We start from the raw sequence: 22,293 nt of genomic DNA, 5'->3' as shown, positions 1-22,293 counted from the left end.
GATCATCCCCGCTGGATGTCGCGCACTGAATCGTCCAGGCAGTCCTTGAGGAGCGCCTCATAGGCGTTGCGCTTTTGCTGCAACCGGGCGTTATCCTCACGCAACGGATCGGAGTCCTGGCCGAACGGGTCGTCCAGTTGCCTTATGCGATCGCAGCGCTTCTCGACATGGCTGGTGGCCTTGCGGAAGGAGCCGGGCTTGTTGATGATCTGGAGCGACGCCGCCGACCCGACGACGATGCGCAACTTCAATGGCTCGCCCCGCTGCTCGGTCCCGGAATGCACCACGATTCCACTCAGCGCGCGGTTCAGCTCCTTCTCCAGATCCTCCAGGCTTCCGGCCCCACCCGACTGCCGAAGGCACAGGAATATGCCGTTGCCGCGATAGGAGAAAAGGTTGCCATCCGCCTCGGTCGCATCGGTAATCGCCTCGGCCACATCGGTCATGATCCGGCGGAACTGCACCGGCGTCGTGGCCGCGTAGATCTTGTCGACATTCGCGATCTTGACTGCAAAGAGCGACGAGGACAGCAACGAGCCCAGCGGAAGGGTAAGGACGAAATTCTCGAAGGAAACATAGCCCACCAGACGCTCGACGCCCTGGATCTCGAATGGCTCCTCCAGGCTGTGGCTCAGATTGCGGTTCAGCACCTCCTGGATGGAGCGGGCATTGTTGCCCATCTCGATCTTGTCCATGCGCTGTTCGGCGATCTTCGCGGCGGTGCGCAGCCGCGTGTTCAACTCGCCGAAATCGAATGGCTTGACGACGTAATCCGTGGCCCCCGCGGCAAAGGCGCGCTCGATATAGGCTTTCTGCGACATTGCCGTGGCCATGATGATCGGCGTACGCTTGTAACCCGGCGTGGCCCGGATCGTCTTGCAGACCTCGATGCCGTCGGTCTCGGGCATCTGGATGTCCAGCAGGAAGCAGTCGTAATAGGAACCTTTCTTGCGGAAGAGCTCGATCGCCATTTCGCCGGAAGACGCGGTTTCGACCTCGTGCTCGCCAATCGCGGCCATCGCCTCCCGAAGCAGGTCAAGGATCATGAGATCATCGTCAACCGCGAGTATCTTCATCGACATTCACCCTGGTAGAGACAGCCCGCAGGACGCCCAGTCATTACCCGTTTGCCCCATACCGGCTGGTGACCGGACGCGAACAGGAGCCAATGCACGTTCACAACCCAAAACTATTCAATAATTGTGAACACAACGGGGCACGACCATGGCATCCGCTGGCCTTTCTCCGGCGGAATCACGGGGGTTCCTGCTGCATCCCGAACGCTCATTTCGAAGCCCCATCCGACCCGTTTTCCTGGAACCGCAGCCGCAAGAGCCGCGATCCATGACCAATACCGTGCGACGCCGGCTCATTGTTGCGCGATTACAGATACATGGCACAGCTCGCAGCCCCTGCGCATCCAAGTTATTACATATTGGGGCCATCCAAACGGCACAGTGGCAAACTACTCTCTGGTTCAGTGGGAAAGCCGGACAAGGCTGCGGAGCACGGAAATTGGGCCGCGCTTCGACATCTCGAAGATTGCTTTGCCGGTCAGTATAAGGGAACGAGTCATGAGAATCCTGGTGGTTGAAGATGATCGTGATGCGAGTGAATTGATTACAGAAGCGCTGCGCTGTGCAGGCTTTACGAATACTCAAGTGGCCGTGTCGGGCCGCGATGCGCTGGAGCATCTGAACGGGGCCGAAGAGCCCTTCGATTCGGTTTTGCTTGATATCCAGATTCCGGAAATGGACGGGATCGCGATCCTCCGGAACATCCGCGAGCGCGAGGAATACAAGACGACGCCGATCATGATGGTCACGGCGATGTCGCAGCAATCCTATATCGACAAATCGTTTTCCTACGGGGCGTCCGACTACCTGATCAAACCGTTCAACATCGAGGAGATGATCCAGCGTCTCCAGCAACTCAAGAAGCGGATCCACGAGACATCGAAGGACCGGCAGCAGTTCCACGGCGCGGACGATCTGATCCGGATGTTCAAGGACGATTACAGTTTTGATTATGACGAGCCGCTGCCTCTCTCCGATGTGCCGAACATGCTCGACTACACCGCCTTCGAGAATTACGTGCTGCAACTGGGCCGAATGCGGCTGCTGACCTCCTCGATCCTGGCGATCAAGATCTCCGACCGCAGCCGGGAATTTGCGGGCATCGACAAGACCGGCTTCACCGCGCTGCTGCGCGACGGGGCGCACGCGATTTCCGATTGTTCCGGGGCGGGCAAGACCCGCATTTCCTATCGCGGCGCGGGGCTGTTCCTGTGCCTGCGGCGCAGTCTCTTCCGTCTATCCACCTATGATCTCGAGCAGCATCTGGAGCGCCGTCTGGGCAAGTACACGACGATGATCGGCGGCGACAATGCGCTGGTCTTCGCCGCCAGCGAGGAGGTGCCGCTGCGCCGCGCCAGCCGCACCGGAATGTTGTCCCTGCTACATGGCGTCATCGAGGAGGCCGAGGCCAAGACGGCCGAACGCCAGAACCGCGGCAGCCTGCCCCGCAGCTTCCTCAGCGCCCAGCGGCAATCGGCGGAACAGCGCAAGCTGAAGAAACGGTCCTACAAGATGCTGCTCAACGAGATCCTGATGGACGAGTCCGGCCAGGATCGCCTGATGGTCGAGGACGCGCAGACCCGGCGGCTGACCCGCTAGGCGGTTCCCCACCCACGAGCAAGCCAACCTGTGCCACCGCGCAGGCGCTGGCCGAACCGGCGCCGCGCCGAACGCGCGCGGGCGTTTCCCCTGCCCGCACCGGGCCGCCTGTGCTACGCTTGCCCGACAAGTCGAACCGGGGAGCGATCCATGTCACAGACACACAAAGGCCAATGCTTCTGCGGCGCGGTGGAGGTTGAGGCGACCGGCAGCCCCGAGGCGATGGGCTATTGCCACTGCGCCTCCTGCCGGTCCTGGTCGGCCGCGCCGGTCACCGCATTCACGCTCTGGCAACCCGACAGGGTGAAGGTCACGAAGGGCGAAGACGCGTTAGCCAGCTACAGCAAGACTGAAACCAGCGAACGCAAATACTGCACACGGTGCGGCGGCCATGTTCTGACCAACCACCCGACATTCGGCCTGGTCGACGTCTACGCGGCCACCCTGCCGACGCTCGATTTCGCGCCGGCGGTGCATGTGAATTACGCCCAGACCGTTCTGCCGATCCACGACGGCCTGCCCAAACTGCGCGACTTCCCCGAAGAACTCGGCGGATCGGGCGAGATGCTGCCTGAATAGCCGGCCCGCGCGCCGTCCCTTCAGGACGGCTCGGGCCAGACGAAATCCGGGCGCAGCCCTTCATGGACCGGTCGCCCGTCATTTGGCTTGGGCTCGCCTGTCGCCGGGTCGTAGAAGGCGTGATAGGACGCATCCGGGATCGACGATCCGAAACCCATCAGGTTGGGCACCACGGCACGGATCCGGCTCTGCTTGTCGTCGAGCATGATTGGCGTGCCGCAATCGGCGCAGGTGCAAAGCTCCAGCGGCCCGTTCGGATTCTGGTCGTTGAACGGCTGGCGGTTCAGCTTCTCGGGATGATCCACCGCGACATCGCCATGCTTGAAGAAGACCACATGGGTCGTGTCCTGCCCGGTGACGCGCTTGCAGACCGAGCAATGGCAGGTGTGATTGTCGATCGGGTCATGTTCGGCACGCGTGTGGATGTGATCGCAGCCGCCGTCATAGCTATGGGACATGTCTCCCCCCTGTTTTCCGGGTCACTCTACTGGTTTTACTGGAGTACAAAGAACGCGGTCCGGCCCGAAAATACGGCCAAAACCGTAGCCAGTCTAGCACAGCGGGCGGGGGCATTGTGCGATCGCGATCTACGACTTTAGGCCCGTTCCCGGCTGCACGGGTTTATTTCATGTTTAAAATTTTAAACTTGAATTAAATTCCCGCCTCTGGCAGCCTGCTTCTGCGAAACACATGACCGCAAGGGGCTAGACGATGAAGATACTCTGTCTTGGCGGCGGACCGGCAGGCCTCTATTTCGCGATCTCCATGAAGCTGCGGGACCCGTCGCACGAGATCACGGTGATGGAGCGCAACCGCGCCAACGATACGTTCGGATGGGGCGTCGTGCTCTCCGACGACGCGCTCGACAGGATGTGGCGCAACGACCCCGAAAGCACCCGCGCGATCCGCGATCATTTCTCCTACTGGGACGATATCGCGGTGATCCACAAGGGGGTGCGCACCGTCTCGGGCGGCCACGGTTTTGCGGGGATCGGGCGGCGGCAGATGCTGGTGCTGTTGCAGGAGCGCGCGCGGGCGCTCGGCGTCGAGATGCGCTTCGAGACGGAGTTCGGCACGGCCGCGGAGTATCGCGATGCCTATGACGTGGTCGTGGCCTGCGACGGGATCAACTCCCGCATCCGCAGCGAATACGAAGATGTCTTCAAACCCGATATCGACATCCGCCACTGCAAGTTCATCTGGCTGGGCACGCATCAGAAATTCGACGACGCCTTCACCTTCATCTTCAAGCGCACCGAACATGGCTGGATGTGGATCCATGCCTACCAGTTCGACGCCGAGACCGCGACGGTGATCGTCGAATGCTCCCAAGAAATTTGGGAGAACTGGGGTTTCGCGGAGATGTCGAAAGAAGAGATCGTCACCACCTGCGAGACGATCTTCGTCGAATATCTCGACGGCCACGCGCTGATGTCGAACGCTGCCCACCTGCGCGGCGCGGCGGTCTGGATGAATTTCCCGCGGGTGATCTGCGAGCGCTGGTATCATGGCAATGTCGTCCTGATGGGCGATGCCGCCGCGACCGGGCATTTCTCCATCGGGTCGGGCACGCGGCTGGCCTTCGACAGTGCCATCGCGCTCGCCGATTACCTGCATTCCGAGCCGACGCTGGAACGCGCCTTCCAGCGCTACCAGGACGAACGCCGGCTGGAGGTTCTGCGCCTTCAATCCGCGGCACGCAACAGCCTGGAATGGTTCGAGGATGTCGAACGCTATCTCGATCTCGACCCGGTCCAGTTCACCTATTCGCTGCTCACCCGCAGCCAGCGGATCAGCCACGAGAACCTGCGCCTGCGCGACCCGGCATGGCTGGAAGGCGCGGAACGCTGGTTCCAGACCCGCGCGGGCATGCCGGAAAGCGCGCCGGTGCGTGCGCCGATGTTCGCGCCCTTCCGCCTGCGCGGCATGGAGTTGAAGAACCGCATCGTGGTCTCGCCCATGGCGCAGTACCGGGCCGAGGACGGCTGCCCGACCGACTGGCATCTCGTACACTTGGGAGAGCGCGCCAAGGGCGGCGCGGGGCTCGTCGTGACCGAAATGACATGCGTCTCGCCCGAGGGCCGGATCACGCCGGGCTGCACCGGGCTCTACGCGCCCGAACACGAGGCCGCCTGGCGCCGGATCACCGATTTCGTACATCGCGAAACCGGTGCGAAGATCTGCTGCCAGATCGGCCATTCCGGGCGCAAAGGGTCCACCCAACTGGGGTGGGAGGAGATGGACGCGCCGCTGCCCGAGGGCAACTGGCCGGTGATGTCGGCCAGCGAAATCCCCTGGTCGCCGCGCAACCAGACGCCGCGCGCGATGAATCGAGCGGACATGGACCAAGTGACGGCGGAATTCGTGGCGGCCGCGGAAATGGCCGGGCGCGCGGGGTTCGACATGATCGAACTTCACGCGGCGCATGGCTATCTGCTCTCCTCCTTCATCTCGCCGCTGTCGAACCGGCGCGGCGATGCCTATGGCGGAAGCCTGGAGAACCGCCTGCGCTATCCGCTGGAGGTGTTGGAAGCGGTGCGCGCCGCCTGGCACGGCGACAAGCCGCTCTCGGTGCGCATTTCGGCCAATGACTGGGTGGGCGATGCGGGCGTCACGCCCGAGGAGGCGGTCGCCATCGCCCGCGCCTTGCACGCCGCCGGGGCCGATATCATCGACGTCTCCGCCGGGCAGACCAGCACCGAGGCGCGCCCGGTCTATGGCCGGATGTTCCAGACGCCGTTCTCAGACCGTATCCGCAACGAAACCGGGATCGCCACGATGGCGGTCGGCAATATCTACGAGCCCGACCACGTCAATTCGATCCTGATGGCGGGCCGGGCCGATCTGGTCTGTCTTGCGCGGCCGCATCTGGCCGATCCCTACTGGACCCATCACGCAGCCATCGCGCTGGGTGACGCGGGCAGCGACTGGCCGCTGCCCTATCTCGCCGGGCGGGACCAGGCGATGCGCCTGGCCGAACGCCAGCAAGAGGAGATCCGGGCATGAGCGTCGCGGGGCGCAGGGTTCTGATCACCGGGGGCGGCACGGGCTCCGGCGCGGCGCTGGCGCACGGCTTTGCCGAGGCCGGCGCCGAGGTCGTCATCGCCGGACGCAGGCCCGGACCGCTGGAGGCCGTCGCCGCCTCGCACGACGCCATCACCGCCGTCACCGCCGACGTGACGCGGGAGAATAGCGTCGCGGCGCTCTTCCGGCAGGCCGGGCCGGTGGAGATCGTCATCGCCAATGCCGGCGCGGCCGAAAGCGCCCCCTTCGCACGCACCACGCTGGAAGACTGGAACGCCATGCTCGCGGTCAATCTGACCGGCGTCTTCCTGACCTTCCGCGCCGGGCTGGCGCAGATGGACGGCTGGGGCCGGCTGATCGCCGTGGCCTCCACCGCCGGGCTCAAGGGCTATGCCTATGCCTCGGCCTACGCGGCCTCCAAGCACGGGGTCCTGGGGCTGGTGCGATCCATCGCGCTGGAAGTGGCGCGCCGCGACATCACCGTCAACGCGCTCTGCCCCGGCTTCATGGAGACCGAGATGACGGACCGCTCGGTCGCCACCATCATGGAGCGCACCGGCAAGGATCGCGCCGCCGCACGCGCCGCGCTGGAGCGCGTCAATCCGCAGGGCCGGCTCATCCAGCCGTCGGAGGTCGTCGCGGCCGCGCTCTGGCTCACGATGCCGGGCAGCGAGGGGATCAACGGACAGGGTATCGCGATCGCGGGGGGCGAGCTGTGACGGGGGCGCGGATGGCAGAAACCCGGACCGACGACCCGCTCTCCAAGCGGCGGCTGACGATGTGGATCCGGCTGCTGGGCGCCACGCGCGGCGCGGAAAGCCACCTCAGGGAGTTCCTGCGAACCGAACACGGCACCACCCTGCCCCGGTTCGACGTGATGGCCGCGCTCTACCGCCGTCGCGAGCCGGTCACAATGACCGAGTTGTCGCGCTTCCTGCTGGTCTCCAACGGCAACGCCACCGCGGTCGTGGACCGGCTGGAACGGGAGGGGCTGGCGCGCCGGGTCCGCTCGAAGACCGACCGGCGCACGGTGCATGTCGCGCTGACCGCGGCAGGTACAAGCCGCTTCGCCACGCTCGCCGCCGACCACGAGCGCGAGGTCAACCAGCTCTTTGCCGGGCTGACCGAGGACGATCTCGACACGCTCAGGGACATCCTGAAACGGATAGGAAAGACCGCACCATGACGGATTTCGCGAATTTCACCCCCAACCATTTCCAGTGGCAGCTTCGGGACCGGATCGGGGTGATCCGGCTCGACCGGCCCGACCGCAAGAACCCGCTGACCTTCGAGAGCTACGCCGAGTTGCGCGACACGTTCCGCGCCCTCGCCCATGCCGAAGATGTGGATGTGGTGGTCTTCACCTCCAATGGCGGGAATTTCTGCTCCGGCGGGGATGTGCATGACATCATCGGCCCGCTGGTGGAAATGGACATGAAGGGGCTGCTGGCCTTCACTCGCATGACCGGCGATCTGATCAAGGCGATGATCGGCTGTTCGCGGCCCGTGATCGCCGCGGTCGAGGGCGTCTGCGTGGGCGCCGGGGCGATCCTCGCGATGGCCTCCGATATCCGCCTGGCCACGCCCGATACGCGCGCGGCGTTCCTCTTTACCCGCGTGGGGCTTGCCGGTTGCGACATGGGCGCCTGCGCCATGCTGCCCCGGATCATCGGCCAGGGCCGCGCGGCGGAGCTTCTCTATACCGGCCGCGCCATGCGCGCCGAGGAGGGCGAGCGCTGGGGCTTCTGGAACGCGCTCCACTCCGCCGAGACGCTGGAGGAGGAGGCGATGGCGCTGGCCGCCCGGCTGGCCGCCGGCCCCACCTTCGCGCATGGCATCACCAAGACCCAGCTCAACCAGGAGTGGAACATGGGCCTCGAACAGGCCATCGAGGCCGAGGCCCAGGCCCAGGCGATCTGCATGCAGACGCGGGATTTCGAACGTGCCTACCACGCCTTCGTGGCCAGGGAGCAGCCGGTTTTCGAAGGCAACTGAACCTGCGCCGGGGTGCACGGCAGGAGAAAACACATGCCCGACCGATCCTATCTCGACTGGCCCTTCTTCGACGACCGCCACCGCACACTGGCAGCCGACCTGGACGCCTGGGCCGCGGCGCATCTGCCGGTCTCCCATGACGACCCGGATGCCGCCTGCCGGGGGCTGGTCGCCGCGCTCGGTGCGGATGGCTGGCTGCGGCACAGCGGCGCCGACGCGGGCGAGCGGCTGGATCTGCGCACACTCTGCCTGATCCGCGAGACACTGGCGCGCCATGACGGGCTGGCCGATTTCGCTTTCGCCATGCAGGGGCTGGGTATGGGCGCGGTTAGCTTGTTCGGTACGCCCTCGCAACGCGACTGGCTGGCGCGAACCCGTGCCGGGACCGCGATCGCGGGCTTCGCACTGACCGAACCCGCCTCCGGCTCGGATGTCGCGCGCATCGCCACCACGGCGCGGCGAACGGATCGCGGCTACATGCTCGACGGCGAGAAGACCTATATCTCCAACGGGGGCATCGCGGATGTCTACGTGATCCTCGCGCGCACGGGCGAGGCGCCGGGCGCCAAGGGGCTCTCGGCCTTCCTGCTGCCCGCCGACACACCGGGGCTGGAAGTGGTCGAGCGGATCGAGGTCATGGCCCCGCACCCGCTGGCGCATCTGCGGCTATCAGGTGTGGAGCTTCCCGAGAGCGCCCTGATCGGCTCGCCCGGCGGGGGCTTCAAGGTGGCGATGACGGTGCTCGACACGTTCCGCACAACCGTGGGCGCGGCCGCGCTCGGTTTCGCGCGCCGCGCGCTCGACGAGGCGCTGGCGCGTGTGCAGACCCGCCGGCTCTTCGACGCGCCGATGGCCGATCTGCAAATGGTCCAGGGCCATATCGCCGACATGGCGCTGGAGGTCGATGCCGCGGCGCTGTTGGTCTACCGCGCGGCCTGGACCAAGGACAGCGGCGCGCCGCGCATCAGCCGCGAGGCCGCGATGGCCAAGCTTCACGTGACCGAGGCCGCGCAGCGCGTGATCGACGCGGCGGTGCAGCTTCATGGCGGCGCCGGGGTGCGCCGCGGTACGCGGGTGGAGGCGCTCTATCGTGAAATCCGGGCGCTGCGCATCTACGAGGGCGCGAGCGACGTGCAGAAACTGGTCATCGCCCGCGCGGTGCTGGCCGGGGCGGAGGCACGCGCGGCCCGCAAGGACGGAGGACCGGCATGACCCAATCCCCGCATGAACCGCTGAACCCGAAGAACTGGAAACCCGCGCGCGGCTACGCCAACGGGATCGCCGCCTCGGGCCGGCTGATCTTCCTGGGCGGGCTTGTCGGCTGGACTGGCGAGCAGGAATTCGAGAGCGACGACTTCGTCGCGCAGGCCGCACAAATATTTCACAACATCCGCGCGGTCCTGGCCGAGGCCGGCGCGCGCCCCGAGCATCTGGTGCGCCTGACCTGGTACGTCACCGACAAGCACGAATACCTCTCCTGTCTGCGCCCGCTGGGGGCGGCTTATCGCGCGGTGCTGGGCCGCCACTACCCCGCGATGGCGCTGGTGCAGGTCGCGGCCCTGGTCGAGGACCGCGCGAAGCTGGAGATCGAGGCAACCGCCGTGCTGCCGGAGCCCCCGGCCGCCGGCCAAGGGAGAGCGGAAAGATGAGCCCACAACCGACACTGGGACCGAGTGCGCATGAAGACAGTTTCGCGCGCGACAACCTGCCCCCGGCGGAACTCTGGCCGGAGATGGAACTCCGCGGTTTCGACTATCCCGAGCGCATCAACGCCGGAGTCGAACTGACCGACCGGATGGTGGCGCGCGGCTTCGGCGACCATGTCGCGCTGATCGGCAACGGGCGGCAGCGCACCTACAAGGAACTGACCGACTGGACCAACCGCATCGCCCATGTGCTGGTCGAGGATTACGGCATCCGGCCCGGCAACCGGGTGCTGATCCGCGCCCCCAACAACCCCGCGATGGTCGCCTGCTGGCTCGCGGCCACGAAGGCCGGCGCAGTGGTCGTCAACACCATGCCGATGCTGCGCGCCGCCGAGTTGCGGCAGGTGATCGACAAGGCGCAGGTCGCGCTGGCGCTCTGCGACACGCGGCTGACGGAAGAGATGGAGCGCGCCGTCGAACTGCCCGGCCCGCTGCGCCGCATGGCCTGTTTCGACGGCACCGCCAATCATGACGCGGAACTCGACCGGCTGGCGCTGTCGAAGCCGGTGGCCTTCGAAGCGGTGCCGACCGGGCGCGATGATGTGGCGCTTCTGGGCTTCACCAGCGGTACGACCGGCGCGCCCAAGGCCACGATGCATTTCCACCGCGACCTGCTGATCATCGCCGACGGCTACGCGCGCGAGGTGCTGGGCGTCACGCCCGATGATGTCTTCATAGGCTCGCCGCCGCTGGCCTTCACCTTCGGGCTGGGCGGACTCGCCATCTTCCCGCTGCGCTTCGGCGCGACCGCGACGCTGCTGGAGGACGCCTCGCCGCCCAACCTGGTCGAGATCATCGAACGCTACCGCGCCACGGTCTGCTTCACCGCCCCCACCGCCTATCGCGTGATGCTGAAAGCCATGGAGGACGGCGCCGACCTCTCCAGCCTGCGCGCCGCGGTCTCGGCGGGCGAGACGCTGCCCGGCCCGGTCTACGAGGAATGGATGCAGAAGACCGGCAAGCCGATGCTCGACGGAATCGGCTCGACCGAGATGCTGCATATCTTCATCTCCAACCGTTTCGACGACCACCGCCCGGCCTGCACCGGCAAGCCCGTCACCGGCTACGACGCGAAGATCGTCGATGAGGCGATGAACGAGGTGCCGCGCGGCACGCCCGGACGGCTCGCGGTGCGCGGTCCCACGGGCTGCCGCTATCTCGCCGACGAGCGGCAACGCGGATACGTGCAGCAAGGCTGGAACATCACCGGCGATACTTTCGTGCAGGACGCGGACGGTTATTTCCACTTCGCCGCGCGCAATGACGACATGATCCTGTCGTCGGGCTACAACATTGCGGGGCCCGAGGTGGAGGCCGCGCTCCTGTCGCACCCGGAGGTGCTGGAATGCGCCGTTATCGGCGCCCCGGACGATGAACGGGGCGAGATCGTCGAGGCGCACGTAGTCCTGGTGGAAGATGCCAGTGGCGGCGAGGCGAAAGCGCGGGAGCTTCAGGAGCATGTCAAGGCAGCGATCGCGCCCTACAAGTATCCCCGCCGCGTGTTATTCACGGACACCCTGCCCAAGACCCCGAGCGGTAAGATCCAGCGTTTCCGGCTCAAGGACGGCGCGGGCTGAGTGGCGAAGCCGGTTCCTGAATGGTGTGGCCTGCGTTGTCATCCGCGGACCTGATCTTGCGACGACAGGGTTGGGTTCGTGCCACGTCCCGAGAACCCGGCTCGAAGCGGCAACGAAGGCCCTCGCGGTCACAGGCAAGCACAGAGGATGACCAGACCGCGGGATGGCGTTCCGACGTAGAAACGGCGCGCTTTATCCCGGCCACGTCCGGACAAGGTTAATACTTCGCGCGAACCTCACCCAACCGCCAGCGCGTCCGGGCGGTCCGGCGATCGCGCGGCGGGCTTCTCCCTTTTTCGCGCGGGGGCGGCGGACAGACGTCTGCTCGAGGCCGTGTATGTCGGATCGGTTGAAATGCCGTGCCGAAGGAAAGCACGGCGCCCGCGATCAGGTGCCGGCGTCAGGGCTGCCGCCCCTCCAGCCGGGCGAGATCGTCGAGATAGCTGAATTCGCGCCGGGCCTCGGACCGCCGCTTCGGGTCGATATCCGCGATCAGCAATTGCGGACCCGCCCCGGCTTCGGCCAGCGCCTCGCCCTCGGGGCCGCGGATGCTCGACAGGCCCACGAAGTCCAGCTCATGTTCCGAACCGCTGCGATTGGCATAGGCGATGAAAAGCTGGTTCTCCATCGCACGCACCGGCACCATCTGGAGCGGAATGCGCGTGAAGGGCGCCATGTTGGCGGTCGGGATGGCCAGCAGATCGGCCCCGGCGCGGGCCTCGGCGCGCACAAGCTCGGGGAACTCCACGTCATAGCAGATCAGCAGCCCCACCCGCAGCCCCGCGCAGTCGAACCGCGCAGGCCGGTCGCCGGGGACGAATGTCGCGCGCTCCCAATCGCCGTAGAGCGCGCGCTTGTGGTAACGGCACAGTTCGGCGCCGGTCGCGGAATAGGCAATGGCCGCGTTGCGCAGCCCAGCCGTGTCAGCAACATGGCTGCCCATCACCAGATGCAGCCCGGCCCGCGCCGCGATCCCAGCGATCTGCTCCAGCGCGGGTTCCACATCCGGCAGCGTGGCCAGCGAGAGGTCGGGCAGATGGTAGCCCGTCAGAAATCCCTCGGGGAAGATCAGAAGCTGCGCACCCTCAGCCGCCGCCAATTCCGCCACGCGGGCGGCCTCGGCCACAGTGGCATCGAGATCGCCGGGCACCCCCGCCCCCTGCCAGAGCCCCAGCCGCAGCGTCATTGGTCCCTCACCCGTTCGGAGCCCATGAGCCGCGGCAGGTTGCCGAACCGCCCGATCATCCCGAAGACCGCCACCGCCAGCAGGATGAAGAGCACCGACACGACGCCCATGATCGGCGTGTAGCCATAGCGCAGGCTGTTGAAAATCTTGATCGGCAGCGTCTCCACCGTGAAGCCCGCGACCATGTAGGCGATGATGTATTCGTTGAGGGACAGCACGAAGGCAAAGGCATAACCCGACAGGATGTAAGGCACAATGAGCGGCAGGATCACCGTGCGCAGCACCTGCCCGCGAGCAGCGCCCATGGTGCGCGCGGCCTCGATCAGCGCGGGGTCGATGGCGTTGAGCCCCAGCGAGATCGTCACCACCGGCAGCGTCACCAGAAAGACCCCGTGCGAGACGATGGTGGCGGCCATTTGCCCGTACATGCCCAGCGACACCCAGAAGACGAGGAATCCCAGTGCCGAGATCACCGGCGGCAGCATGAAGGGCGCCACCCCCAGCGTGTAGAGCCCGCGGCTGAGCCAGCCCCGCCGCGACCACACATGCAGCGCCAGCGGCAGCGCCACCAGCACCGCGAGCAGGCTGGACGTGGCCGCGATCACCAGCGAATTGCGCAGCGGCACCAGCCAGTCGGGCTCGCGGAAAAGGGCGCCGTACCAGCGCAGCGACAGGTCCTGCGGCGGAAAGCGCAGCGACTGCGCCTCGTTGAGCGACACGCCCGCCACCACGACGATCGGAGCGACCAGCAAAAGCAGGATCAGCCCGATATAGAGGCTCTTGATCCACGCCGTCATTGCCTGGCCCCCGCGTCGCGACCCAGAAGCAGCGTCAGCCCCACAAGCATCAGCGTCACGACAAGCAGCAGCACCGCCATCGCCGCTGCGAAGGGCAGGTTCGACTGGAAGATCGCCTGGTCGGTGATGTGGACCGACAGCGTCCAGTGCTGCGGCCGGCCCAGCACCTGCGGCAGCAGGTAGACCCCCAGCGTGAAGACGAAGACCAGCACCAGCGCACCCAGCACCGGGGCGCGCAGCAACGGCAGGGTGACGCCGAAGAAGGTGCGCAGCGGCGAGGCGCCCATCGTGCGCGCGGCCTCGCCCAGTTCCGGGTCGAGCCGCGAAACCGGCGGATAGAGCACCAGCACCGCGTAGGGAAACCCCAGATAGCACATTCCGGTCAGCAGCGCGAAAAGCGACGGGGTGAAGGCGCGGGAAGTTTCCAGAATACCCAGCCAGGCCAGGAGGTTTCCAACCCCGGCTGTCTTCGACAGCAGGGTGGAGAGCGAGAAGCCGATGATGACCTCCGAGAGCGACAGCACCGAAAGAAGGATCACCAGGATCCAAGTCTGCGCGCGCCGCCCCATGCCCGCGAGGAATACGGTGAAGGGGAAGGCCAGTGTCACGCAGATCGCCGCCGCGGCCGCCGAAATCGTGATCGAGGTGACGAGGATCGAGCCGAAAAAGGCCGACAGGAAGCGTATGTAGCTCGCAAGCTCGAAGCCCGGCTCGAAGAAGCCGCCCGGTACGCGATGCGCCACGCTGACGGAAAGCATGATCGCGAAGGGCACGATGAAGAAGATACCGAGCGCCAGTGCGGGTATCGCGGCCAGCCAGCCTGGCGTGGCTTTCTGCGGCGCGCTCATCGCGCCAGCACCACGCGGCGGCCCGTCTCGAAGTCCAGCGTCACGGCATCGCCCAGCCCCGCCGACGGCCGGTCGCGCGGCGCGAAGAGCGCGGTCAGTTCCGTGCCCTGATGGTCGAGCACGTATTGCACGCTCTCGCCCAGATCGCGGATGAAGGCGACGGTCGCGGGCAGCCCTTTCGCATCGGTGATGCGCACGTCCTCGGGCCGCACCGAGAGCATCGCCGGGCCGGGCTCGCATTTCACCCGATCCGCGTCGCTCAGCGCCATGCGGACGCCGGACATCTCCAGCGTGCGGTCCCGCGTCAGGGTGCAGGGCAGCAGGTTGGAATTGCCGATGAAGCTGGCCACGAAAGCGTTGGCCGGGTCGCGGTAGACCTCCATCGGGGCGCCCATCTGCTGCACCCGCCCGCCATCCATGACGATGACGGTATCGGCCATCGTCAGCGCCTCCTTCTGGTCATGGGTGACGACGACCGTGGTCACGCCCAGCCGCTGCTGCAACTGGCGCAGTTCGACCTGCATGTGCTCGCGCAGATTGGCGTCGAGCGCCGAGAGCGGCTCGTCGAGCAGGAAGACCGCCGGGTCGATGGCCAGGCCGCGCGCGATTGCCACGCGCTGCCGCTGGCCACCGGAAAGCTGGTGGATGCGCCGCGCGCCCATGCCGCCGAGTTGCACCAGGTCCAGCAACTCCTGCGCGCGGGCGTGGCGGTCGGCCCGGTCATGGCCGCGCAGGGCGAGCGGATAGGCCACGTTGTCGATCACGCTGAGATGCGGGAAAAGCGCGAGCGACTGGAAGACCATTCCGAAGCCGCGTTTGTGGGTGGGCACGTCCGACTGGTCCTGTCCGGCCAGCACGATCCGGCCCGCGCTCGGCGTCTCCAGCCCCGCGATGAGCCGCAGCAGGGTCGTCTTGCCGCAGCCCGACGGACCGAGGAGGCAGACGAAGTCCCCGTCGGGAATGTCGAGCGTGACATCGTCCACCGCCGTGAAGCCGCCGAAGCGCTTGGTCAGGCCGTGCAGGGAAAGCTCGGTCATGTGGCCCCTTTCGGTACCGGACCCGGACGCGCAAACGCCGGGTCCGGTCCGCGCCGCGGCCTCAGCCGGTGATCAATTCGGACCATTTCTGGTTCACCCAGTCCGCCCGGTCCACATAAAGATCGTAGCGCGGCAGGATCGGCGGGATGTCGGAGGCGACCGCCGCGAACTCCTCATCCGTCAGGTCGGTCAGTGCCCGGTCCACCGTGGGTGCGGTGCCCACGAACCGCGACAGTTTGGCCTGTATCTCGGGCCGCGCCATGTAGTCGATGAAGACCTGCGAAGCCTCGATGGCCCCGGACGCCTTGGAGACGACCCAGGAGCCGGAATCGAGCACCGCGCCCTCTTTCGGGAAGGTCGAGCGCACCGGCTTGCCATCCGCGGCGGCCAGGCCCGTGACGTCGTGGTAATACTGGCCCATCGGGATCTCGCCGGTCTCCAGCGCCTGCTGAAACTGGCCCTCGTCGCGGTACCACAGGCGGACATTGGGCTTCACCTCGGCCAGCTTGTCCATGACCTTCAGCACCCCCTCCTCGGTCGCCAGGATGTCGGTGCCGCCGAAATGCGTGGTCGCCGTGATCTCCAGCAGGAAGGAGTTGGAGGCCAGCGCCAGCAGCCCCAGCCGGTTCTCGTTCGCCGGATCCCAGAGCGCGTTCCACGAGGCGGGGGGTTCGGCGTAGACATCGGTATTGGTGACCAGCGTGATATACCAGCTCACCGCGCCAGTGCCGTAGACGCCGCCATCCTCGTAGCCGTGCACGAAATGGTCCGGCAGGTTGGCGATGTTGGGGATCGCGTCAGTGTCGAGCGGCGCCCAGAGCCCCGCGCGCTCACCCCGGATGCGGGCGACCTGCGCCATCATCGAGACATCGGCCGGGGCCTGCCCGGCGCGGGCGGCCTGCTGGAGCTGAACCAGCCAGGCCTCGCCCGTGGGCTCGCCGATCGATTCGACCTCGATCCCGGTCTCGGCGGTGAAATCGGGATAGATATGCGTGTCGAAACTGTCCTGGAAATAGCCGCCATAGGTGCCGATCTTCAGCTTGGACGATTGCGCGCGCAGCACCGCGGGGGCCGCGAGAAGCCCCAGCGCCGATGTGCCGGCGGCGAGAAAGGAACGTCTTTTCATCCTGATATCTCCCCTTTTCGAACGTTGGTGCCCTGCGGAACGCCAGGCAGAACGCAGAGCATTTCATAAAGCAGATTCGCGGCCACCAGCGCGGTGTTGCCGCTGGGATCGTAGGGCGGCGAAACCTCCACCAGATCGGCGCCCACCAGGTTGAGCCCGGCGCAGCCGCGCACCAGTTCCAACCCCTGCCAGATCGTCAGCCCGCCGATCTCGACCGTGCCCGTGCCCGGCGCGAAGGCGGGATCGAGCGCGTCGATGTCGAAGCTCAGATAGACCGGCGTCTCGCCGATGCGCGCCCGGATATCGGCAATGAGCGGGGCCAGCGAGCGGTGCCAGCACTCCTCGGCCTGGATCACGGTCCAGCCCCTGTCGCGGCCCCAGTCGAAATCCTCCGGCGCATAGCCGGTGCCGCGCAGCCCGATCTGGAACACCTTGTCGTCGACCAGGCAGCCTTCCTCCCACGCGCGACGGAACGGGCAGCCATGCGCCGCCGGCTCGCCGAACATGTGCTCGTTGATATCGGCATGGGCATCCACATGGATCAGCGCGACGGGCCCGTGGCGGGCTTTCATCGCGCGCAGAATCGGCCAGGTCAGCGTGTGATCGCCGCCCAGCGTCAGCGGTACCGCACCCGCGGCCAGGATCGCGTCAAAGGCTTGGGCGATGATCCCCACGGTCTTCTTCAGGTCGAAGGTATTGATCGCCACATCGCCGATATCGGCGACCTGCAGATGCTCGAACGGGGCGGCGCCCGTGGCCATGTTGTAGGGGCGCAGCATGCAGCTTTCGGCCCGGATCTGGCGCGGACCGTGGCGGGTACCCGACCGGTTCGAGGTGCCGATATCCATCGGCACGCCGACGAAACAGGCATCCAGCCCTGCCGCGTCCGGCGCGGACGGCAGGCGCATCATGGTGGCCGGCCCGGCAAAGCGGGGCATTTCATTTCCACCAAGCGGCTGGTTGAAGCGACGCGCGGTCATGGGCTCTCCGATCCGGACGCTGGTCGAATCGGAGGTTAACGCAGCCGGAGGCCGCGGAGAATACGAAACCCGCCGCGCAGCGCCTCAGGCAGTGCCGCCGGGGGGCGGACCGGCATCGCCGAAGGGCACGATCACCGGGCTGCGCGCGGCCTCCACCACCTGTACGACGAGCGCGAGATCGGCGGGCGCGGAGGCCATGACCACCGCGGCGGGGCTCATCCGGTCGAGCGCGCGCAGCAGGTCGGCATCGCTGGAGACGACGCGCAGCTCGGCCGGTCCCTCGCCCAGATCGGCCAGGGCCGCGACGACCTCCCGTTGCCGCGTGGCGGCAGTGAGCACCACCAGCCGTTTGCGCAGGATCGCGCGAAGTTGCACCGCGGTTCGCAGTGCGTCGGTGGTCATCCCGTCCCCGCCCGCGACCAGCACGACGCTGTCGCCGTCGCGGATCGCCCGGCGGTAGCCGAAGATCACCAGATCGCCCGCCCCGGCGGCCCCGGCCAGGACCGATGCGAGGCGCCCCGGCTCCGCCCGGAAACTCACGCCGAGCGCGGCCGCGGCCGCACGCCGCTGCAACTGCCGCTCGAAGAGCCGCGCATCGGCCCGGAAGGCCGAGCGCATGGCCTCGGCCGTGACCTGGCTGACGGAGGTGCCGGAATAGGACACGACCCGCGCCTTGGGATGGCCGGCGGCCGACAGGATCGTCTCGTCGCTGACCAGAAGTCCCTGGATTTCCGCACCCAGCCGGCGACCCAACTCGACAGCCAGGTGCAACGCCGCCTCGGCATCGGCATAGCAGGTCGCGCCAAGGATTACGCGATGGCGGATCACGGTCGGTTCAGTCGTCATTCTGTGCCCCCTTTTGCCGGGCCTCCCGGACGAAGGTCTTGCGGATCTCCGCGAAGGCTGTGAGCTTGTCTTCCACCCGCCGGTTGAAACTGCCCTCGGGATAGGCGCCACCCGATCCGCGCGCGCCGGGCTCCATCCCGGTCAGCACGCCGATACCGTCCTCGATCCGCTGCATGGGAAGGATACCGAAGCGGCCGGCCTCTACCGCCTCGATCACGCGCCGGCGCAGCGCGAGGTTCTTGACGTTCGAGGCCGGGATCAGCACGCCCTGATCTCCGGTCAGACCGCGCGCCGCACAGATGTCGAAGAACCCCTCGATCTTCTCGTTCACCCCGCCGATCGCCTGAATGTCGCCGAACTGGTTGACCGAGCCGGTGATCGCGAACGCCTGGCTGACGGGCGCCTCGGCCAGCGAGGAAAGCAACGCGATCAGCTCCGCCGCCGAGGCGCTGTCGCCATCCACGCCGCCATAGCTCTGCTCGAAAACGAGACTCGCCCAGAGCGACATCGGCACACCGGTGGCATAGCTGGCCGCGAGGTAGCCCTGCAGGATCAGCATACCCTTCGAATGGATCGGCCCGCCCAGCTCGGTCTCGCGTTCGATATCGACGAACTTGCCGGAGCCGGGCCGGGTGCGCGCGGTCAGCCGCGTCGGACGGCCGAAGCGGAAGCCGCCGATCTGGAGCACCGAGAGCGCGTTGATCTGGCCGACGCGCGCGCCGTCGGTGTCGATCAGCACGGTCTCGCGGGTGATCGCCTCGTGGCTGAGGTCGCGCAGCCGCCCGGCGCGGCGTTCACGCGCCTCGACCGCGGCCTCGATCTCGTCCGGGCCGATCACCTCCGCCCCGCCCTTGCCGGCCCAGAAATCCGCCTCGCGAAGCATATCCGAGAGATCGTCCACATTGAGCGACAGCCGTTCGGCATCCTCCATCAGCCGGCTGCTCTCGCACAGCAGACCAGCCACCGCGGCGGCATCGAGCGCGCGGGTCCCCGCGCGCCGTGCGATATCGGCCACCATGCGGGCATATCGCTCCAGCGCCTCTCCCTCCGCCGCGATATGGTCGTTGAAATCGGCCTCCAGCTTGAAAAGCTGCCGGAAATCGGGATCGAGCGCGGCCAGCAGGTAGTAATGCAGCCGCTCACCCACCAGGATCACCCGCAGATCGAGCGGCACCGGGTCGGGCTCCAGCGAGACGGTTGACATCAGGCCCAGCCGCTCCCCCGGCGAGTAGATCGAGATCGACCCCGAGCGCAGGCATCGCTTGAGCGCGTCCCAGGCGAAGGGCTCGGTCAGGACCTGCCGCGTGTCGAGCACCAGGAAGCCGCCATTGGCGCGGTGCAGCGCGCCGGGCTTGATCATGGTGAAGTTGGTCACCAGCGCGCCCATCTGCGAGGCGTATTCGACCCGCCCGATCAGATTGGCCAGCGTCGGCAGGTCTTCTGTCACAACCGGGGCGCCGGACTCTGCCCCTTCGTCATGCGTGACCATCACATTGACGGCGTAACGCTGAAACTGCGGCTTGGCGTAATGCTTGGTCGTCGCGACGGGGAAGGCACCGGCCTCGGCCCCGTCCTCGCGCATCAGGAAAAGCTCGGCATTCTCGATCAGGTCCTTGCGAACTTCCTCCAGATAGGTCTGGACGGCGTCGAGATCGGGGACGCTGCCCTTGACGCGCCGGATTGCCTCGTCCACGCCCTCGCGGGCCAGTTCGTAATTCAGCGCCTCGATCCGCCTGCGCTGCTCTCGCTCCAGCGTGCGGATCGACTTGAGCGTCTCCGCGAGGTCCTCCTGTGTGCGCTCGATGGCGTCGTCGAGCTCCTCCTGCTCGGCCTCGCTCAGCTTCTGATATTTCTCGTGCGAGAGCACTTCGCCGTCGCGCATCCCCGCGAAGGTGAAGCCCATCGGCGTGCGCAGGATCGCGACCTTGCGGGCGCGGGCCTGTTCGAACACTTTGGACATGGCGGTCTCATGGGCCTCCGAGAACTCCTCCTCGATGGAGCGGCGGCGGCTCTGGTAGTCGTCGGATTCGAACATCGCCGGGATGTCGTTGGCCAACTCGTCGATCAGCGTCTCCATCGCGGTGCGGAAGGCCGCCGCCCCCCCTGGCGGCAGAGCGATGGCGACGGGTTTGTGCGGCGCCTCGAAATTGTTGACATAGACCCAGTCCTGCGGCCGTGGCTTGGCGGCGGCGGCCTCGGTCAGGATCGTGCGGACCACCGCGTGCCGACCGCTGCCCGGCAAGCCCAGCACAAAGAGGTTGAAATCGTCATGCGGCACCTCGGCGGCCATGCGTATCGCGTCCACGGCGCGATCCTGGCCCAGCCAGCCGCTGCTCTCTTCCAACTCGGCGGTCGTGGCGAAGCCGAAATCCGAGGCCGCGATCGGCGCGCAAAGCCGGTCTGGCGTCAGGGCGGCCGGTTTTTCGGTGCCGGTCATGTCATCCTCCGTTGCAACTCATGGCACAAGCACCGCCGCGCCCTGAAGCCGCCCGCCGCGCAGATCGTCAAGCGCCGCATTGGCCTGTTCCAGGGGATAGGGCCGCGTTTCTGTCCTGATCCCGGCCCGCGCGGCCATCGGCAGGAACGCCTCGCCGTCCTGCCGCGTGAGATTGGCGATCGAGCGGATCTGGCGTTCCTGCCAGAGATCGGAATAGGGAAAAGATGGAATGTCGCTCATGTGGATGCCCCCGCAAATCACGCGGCCGCCCTTGCGCACCGCGCGCAGGGCGGCGGGCACCAGCGCACCCACCGGCGCGAAGATAAGCGCCGCGTCCAACTCGTCGGGCGGCATCTCGTCCGAGCCTCCGGCCCAGACCGCGCCCAGTCCGCGCGCGAAATCCTGCGCGACGGTGTCGCCGGGGCGGGTCAGGGCATAGACCTTGCGGCCCTGCCAGACGACGAGTTGCGCCAGGATATGCGCCGCCGCGCCAAAACCGTAGAAGCCCAGGCGTTCCGCCTCGCCCGCCATGGCCAGCGAGCGGTAGCCGATCAGCCCGGCGCAAAGCAGCGGCGCCAGCGCCACCGGTTCGCCCGCCTCCGGTAGCGCGAAGACGAAGCGCGCATCGGCCACGCAGGCCTCGGCATAGCCACCGTCGCGCGTGTAGCCGGTGAAGACGGCCCTGTCGCACAGGTTCTCCTGCCCGCCGGTGCAATAGCGGCAGGTGCCACAGGTCGATCCCAGCCAGGGCACGCCCACGCGCTGGCCGGGCTCCAGCCCGGTGACGCCCGCACCGAGCGCCTCCACTTTCCCCACGATCTCGTGTCCGGGCACCAGCGGCAACGCGGGGTCGGGCAAGTCGCCGTCGAGAATATGCAGATCGGTGCGGCAGACCCCGCAAGCCTCGATCCGGATGCGCACTTCGCCCGCGCCGGGCTCGGGCAGTTCGATCTCCCGCGCCTCCAGCCTGCCGCCGGGCCGTTCCAGAACCATCGCGCGCATCGCAGCCCTCCGATTCCCTGCGCGCCGAGTCTAACCCCCTGCCCCGCGCCACGGAATGACTGAGATCAAGCCGGACCCGGTCAAAGGATGCGCCGCGCCCTCAGCCGCTCGTAGAGCAAAGGTGAGAGCCGGTTGAGCCACCAGGCCAGCCGCGCGACCCGACCCACCGGGATCATCGGGCACCGACGTGCCACGCCGTCCAGGATCAGGCACGCCGCGCGCTCCGGCGACATCTCGTCGAAACCGTCGCCGGCCGATCCGGGCCGCGCGGTACCGTCGGCCTGCCGCCCGGCCCCCGCGGTGTTGATCGCCACGAAAGACGGGGCGGCGATCAGGCAGGCGACGCCGTGCGGCGCCTCCTCCGAGCGCAGATCGAGACGTTCGCACCTACTGCTGCGCGAGGATGGAGCCGGTGCTCGTCCCTCCCGGCACCTGAAATCACCCGCCGGCGCCGGGATCAGACGCGAATGGGCGCCCC

The 22,293-nt window shown here is 67.0% G+C and carries 21 protein-coding genes; 9 read left to right on the top strand and 12 right to left on the bottom strand.

Annotation, left to right across the window (positions count from 1 at the left end; translation table 11 throughout):
* Positions 1 to 2: 2 nt before the first annotated feature.
* Positions 3 to 1,076: a PleD family two-component system response regulator gene (locus DDZ14_RS12975; protein WP_158275524.1), complete on the bottom strand. Its 1,074-nt coding sequence runs from the start codon at positions 1,074 to 1,076 to the stop codon at positions 3 to 5.
* A gap of 498 nt (positions 1,077 to 1,574) precedes the next feature.
* On the opposite strand from DDZ14_RS12975, the gene DDZ14_RS12970 reads away from it, so the two are divergent.
* Both DDZ14_RS12970 and DDZ14_RS12965 read left to right on the top strand, forming a co-directional pair.
* The gene (locus DDZ14_RS12970; RefSeq protein ID WP_109425412.1) at positions 1,575 to 2,675 is read left to right on the top strand and encodes a PleD family two-component system response regulator; all 1,101 of its coding nucleotides are present in this window, start codon (positions 1,575 to 1,577) and stop codon (positions 2,673 to 2,675) included.
* Between the two features lie 150 nt (positions 2,676 to 2,825).
* A complete protein-coding gene (locus DDZ14_RS12965; RefSeq protein ID WP_109425411.1) occupies positions 2,826 to 3,254 on the top strand; it encodes a GFA family protein in 429 nt (142 codons plus the stop codon).
* Between the two features lie 20 nt (positions 3,255 to 3,274).
* Here the strand turns inward: DDZ14_RS12965 and DDZ14_RS12960 are convergent, their stop codons facing one another.
* Positions 3,275 to 3,712 carry a GFA family protein gene (locus tag DDZ14_RS12960; protein ID WP_109425410.1) on the bottom strand — a complete coding sequence of 146 codons (438 nt, stop codon included), beginning with the start codon at positions 3,710 to 3,712 and terminating at the stop codon, positions 3,275 to 3,277.
* 253 nt (positions 3,713 to 3,965) lie between these two features.
* Between DDZ14_RS12960 and DDZ14_RS12955 the strand changes: the two genes are divergently transcribed.
* Genes DDZ14_RS12955 through DDZ14_RS12925 form a run of 7 tightly spaced genes read left to right on the top strand, consistent with a single transcriptional unit; the run spans position 3,966 to position 11,556 of the window.
* Positions 3,966 to 6,260, top strand: a complete 2,295-nt coding sequence (locus DDZ14_RS12955; protein WP_109425409.1) for a bifunctional salicylyl-CoA 5-hydroxylase/oxidoreductase — start codon at positions 3,966 to 3,968, stop codon at positions 6,258 to 6,260.
* Positions 6,257 to 6,997 (top strand): SDR family NAD(P)-dependent oxidoreductase, encoded by a 741-nt coding sequence (locus DDZ14_RS12950; RefSeq protein ID WP_109425408.1) that lies wholly within the window; start codon positions 6,257 to 6,259, stop codon positions 6,995 to 6,997. The genes DDZ14_RS12955 and DDZ14_RS12950 overlap by 4 nt, the downstream gene beginning before the upstream one ends.
* Positions 6,998 to 7,008: 11 nt before the next feature.
* The gene (locus tag DDZ14_RS12945) at positions 7,009 to 7,464 is read left to right on the top strand and encodes a MarR family winged helix-turn-helix transcriptional regulator (RefSeq protein ID WP_109425407.1); all 456 of its coding nucleotides are present in this window, start codon (positions 7,009 to 7,011) and stop codon (positions 7,462 to 7,464) included.
* Positions 7,461 to 8,273 carry an enoyl-CoA hydratase family protein gene (locus DDZ14_RS12940; protein ID WP_109425406.1) on the top strand — a complete coding sequence of 271 codons (813 nt, stop codon included), beginning with the start codon at positions 7,461 to 7,463 and terminating at the stop codon, positions 8,271 to 8,273. Before DDZ14_RS12945 ends, DDZ14_RS12940 begins: the two co-directional genes overlap by 4 nt.
* 33 nt (positions 8,274 to 8,306) lie before the next feature.
* Positions 8,307 to 9,485, top strand: a complete 1,179-nt coding sequence (locus DDZ14_RS12935) for an acyl-CoA dehydrogenase family protein (protein ID WP_109425405.1) — start codon at positions 8,307 to 8,309, stop codon at positions 9,483 to 9,485.
* Positions 9,482 to 9,922, top strand: coding sequence for a RidA family protein (locus DDZ14_RS12930; RefSeq protein ID WP_109425404.1), 441 nt, complete (start codon positions 9,482 to 9,484; stop codon positions 9,920 to 9,922). Before DDZ14_RS12935 ends, DDZ14_RS12930 begins: the two co-directional genes overlap by 4 nt.
* A complete protein-coding gene (locus tag DDZ14_RS12925; protein ID WP_109425403.1) occupies positions 9,919 to 11,556 on the top strand; it encodes an AMP-binding protein in 1,638 nt (545 codons plus the stop codon). The genes DDZ14_RS12930 and DDZ14_RS12925 overlap by 4 nt, the downstream gene beginning before the upstream one ends.
* A 400-nt stretch (positions 11,557 to 11,956) precedes the next feature.
* On the opposite strand, the gene DDZ14_RS12920 is transcribed toward DDZ14_RS12925, so the two are convergent.
* From DDZ14_RS12920 to DDZ14_RS12875, 10 genes are all read right to left on the bottom strand, one after another.
* The gene (locus DDZ14_RS12920) at positions 11,957 to 12,742 is read right to left on the bottom strand and encodes a carbon-nitrogen hydrolase family protein (RefSeq protein ID WP_109425402.1); all 786 of its coding nucleotides are present in this window, start codon (positions 12,740 to 12,742) and stop codon (positions 11,957 to 11,959) included.
* Positions 12,739 to 13,539, bottom strand: coding sequence for an ABC transporter permease (locus DDZ14_RS12915; protein WP_109425401.1), 801 nt, complete (start codon positions 13,537 to 13,539; stop codon positions 12,739 to 12,741). The genes DDZ14_RS12920 and DDZ14_RS12915 overlap by 4 nt, the downstream gene beginning before the upstream one ends.
* A complete protein-coding gene (locus tag DDZ14_RS12910; protein WP_109425400.1) occupies positions 13,536 to 14,387 on the bottom strand; it encodes an ABC transporter permease in 852 nt (283 codons plus the stop codon). Before DDZ14_RS12910 ends, DDZ14_RS12915 begins: the two co-directional genes overlap by 4 nt.
* Complete coding sequence (locus tag DDZ14_RS12905; protein ID WP_109425399.1) at positions 14,384 to 15,424, bottom strand: ABC transporter ATP-binding protein; 1,041 nt, start codon at positions 15,422 to 15,424, stop codon at positions 14,384 to 14,386. Before DDZ14_RS12905 ends, DDZ14_RS12910 begins: the two co-directional genes overlap by 4 nt.
* A gap of 61 nt (positions 15,425 to 15,485) precedes the next feature.
* Positions 15,486 to 16,550 carry a PotD/PotF family extracellular solute-binding protein gene (locus DDZ14_RS12900; protein WP_109425398.1) on the bottom strand — a complete coding sequence of 355 codons (1,065 nt, stop codon included), beginning with the start codon at positions 16,548 to 16,550 and terminating at the stop codon, positions 15,486 to 15,488.
* Positions 16,547 to 17,530, bottom strand: a complete 984-nt coding sequence (gene speB, locus DDZ14_RS12895; RefSeq protein WP_109425397.1) for an agmatinase — start codon at positions 17,528 to 17,530, stop codon at positions 16,547 to 16,549. The genes DDZ14_RS12900 and speB overlap by 4 nt, the downstream gene beginning before the upstream one ends.
* 84 nt (positions 17,531 to 17,614) lie before the next feature.
* Positions 17,615 to 18,376 carry a hypothetical protein gene (locus DDZ14_RS12890; protein ID WP_109425396.1) on the bottom strand — a complete coding sequence of 254 codons (762 nt, stop codon included), beginning with the start codon at positions 18,374 to 18,376 and terminating at the stop codon, positions 17,615 to 17,617.
* Positions 18,366 to 20,813, bottom strand: coding sequence for a Lon protease family protein (locus tag DDZ14_RS12885; protein WP_109425395.1), 2,448 nt, complete (start codon positions 20,811 to 20,813; stop codon positions 18,366 to 18,368). The genes DDZ14_RS12890 and DDZ14_RS12885 overlap by 11 nt, the downstream gene beginning before the upstream one ends.
* Positions 20,814 to 20,831: 18 nt before the next feature.
* On the bottom strand, positions 20,832 to 21,815 hold the full coding sequence (locus tag DDZ14_RS12880) for a zinc-dependent alcohol dehydrogenase family protein (RefSeq protein ID WP_109425394.1): 984 nt from the start codon (positions 21,813 to 21,815) through the stop codon (positions 20,832 to 20,834).
* An 80-nt stretch (positions 21,816 to 21,895) separates the two neighbouring features.
* The gene (locus DDZ14_RS12875; RefSeq protein ID WP_109425393.1) at positions 21,896 to 22,129 is read right to left on the bottom strand and encodes a hypothetical protein; all 234 of its coding nucleotides are present in this window, start codon (positions 22,127 to 22,129) and stop codon (positions 21,896 to 21,898) included.
* Positions 22,130 to 22,293 lie beyond the last annotated feature (164 nt).

Origin of the sequence: Maritimibacter sp. 55A14 (assembly GCF_003122205.1) — a bacterium.
Lineage (GTDB): Bacteria > Pseudomonadota > Alphaproteobacteria > Rhodobacterales > Rhodobacteraceae > QEYE01.
The sequence above is the reverse complement of the archived record's forward strand: the minus strand, read 5'-3'. Positions and strand labels throughout refer to the sequence as shown.

What these genes read in the sequence shown, in the direction of transcription:
- DDZ14_RS12975 (WP_158275524.1), bottom strand. Translation starts at nt 1,076, where the DNA reads ATGAAGATACTCGCGGTTGACGATGATCTCATGATCCTTGACCTGCTT.
- DDZ14_RS12970 (WP_109425412.1), top strand. Translation starts at nt 1,575, where the DNA reads ATGAGAATCCTGGTGGTTGAAGATGATCGTGATGCGAGTGAATTGATT.
- DDZ14_RS12965 (WP_109425411.1), top strand. Translation starts at nt 2,826, where the DNA reads ATGTCACAGACACACAAAGGCCAATGCTTCTGCGGCGCGGTGGAGGTT.
- DDZ14_RS12960 (WP_109425410.1), bottom strand. Translation starts at nt 3,712, where the DNA reads ATGTCCCATAGCTATGACGGCGGCTGCGATCACATCCACACGCGTGCC.
- DDZ14_RS12955 (WP_109425409.1), top strand. Translation starts at nt 3,966, where the DNA reads ATGAAGATACTCTGTCTTGGCGGCGGACCGGCAGGCCTCTATTTCGCG.
- DDZ14_RS12950 (WP_109425408.1), top strand. Translation starts at nt 6,257, where the DNA reads ATGAGCGTCGCGGGGCGCAGGGTTCTGATCACCGGGGGCGGCACGGGC.
- DDZ14_RS12945 (WP_109425407.1), top strand. Translation starts at nt 7,009, where the DNA reads ATGGCAGAAACCCGGACCGACGACCCGCTCTCCAAGCGGCGGCTGACG.
- DDZ14_RS12940 (WP_109425406.1), top strand. Translation starts at nt 7,461, where the DNA reads ATGACGGATTTCGCGAATTTCACCCCCAACCATTTCCAGTGGCAGCTT.
- DDZ14_RS12935 (WP_109425405.1), top strand. Translation starts at nt 8,307, where the DNA reads ATGCCCGACCGATCCTATCTCGACTGGCCCTTCTTCGACGACCGCCAC.
- DDZ14_RS12930 (WP_109425404.1), top strand. Translation starts at nt 9,482, where the DNA reads ATGACCCAATCCCCGCATGAACCGCTGAACCCGAAGAACTGGAAACCC.
- DDZ14_RS12925 (WP_109425403.1), top strand. Translation starts at nt 9,919, where the DNA reads ATGAGCCCACAACCGACACTGGGACCGAGTGCGCATGAAGACAGTTTC.
- DDZ14_RS12920 (WP_109425402.1), bottom strand. Translation starts at nt 12,742, where the DNA reads ATGACGCTGCGGCTGGGGCTCTGGCAGGGGGCGGGGGTGCCCGGCGAT.
- DDZ14_RS12915 (WP_109425401.1), bottom strand. Translation starts at nt 13,539, where the DNA reads ATGACGGCGTGGATCAAGAGCCTCTATATCGGGCTGATCCTGCTTTTG.
- DDZ14_RS12910 (WP_109425400.1), bottom strand. Translation starts at nt 14,387, where the DNA reads ATGAGCGCGCCGCAGAAAGCCACGCCAGGCTGGCTGGCCGCGATACCC.
- DDZ14_RS12905 (WP_109425399.1), bottom strand. Translation starts at nt 15,424, where the DNA reads ATGACCGAGCTTTCCCTGCACGGCCTGACCAAGCGCTTCGGCGGCTTC.
- DDZ14_RS12900 (WP_109425398.1), bottom strand. Translation starts at nt 16,550, where the DNA reads ATGAAAAGACGTTCCTTTCTCGCCGCCGGCACATCGGCGCTGGGGCTT.
- speB (WP_109425397.1), bottom strand. Translation starts at nt 17,530, where the DNA reads ATGACCGCGCGTCGCTTCAACCAGCCGCTTGGTGGAAATGAAATGCCC.
- DDZ14_RS12890 (WP_109425396.1), bottom strand. Translation starts at nt 18,376, where the DNA reads ATGACGACTGAACCGACCGTGATCCGCCATCGCGTAATCCTTGGCGCG.
- DDZ14_RS12885 (WP_109425395.1), bottom strand. Translation starts at nt 20,813, where the DNA reads ATGACCGGCACCGAAAAACCGGCCGCCCTGACGCCAGACCGGCTTTGC.
- DDZ14_RS12880 (WP_109425394.1), bottom strand. Translation starts at nt 21,815, where the DNA reads ATGCGCGCGATGGTTCTGGAACGGCCCGGCGGCAGGCTGGAGGCGCGG.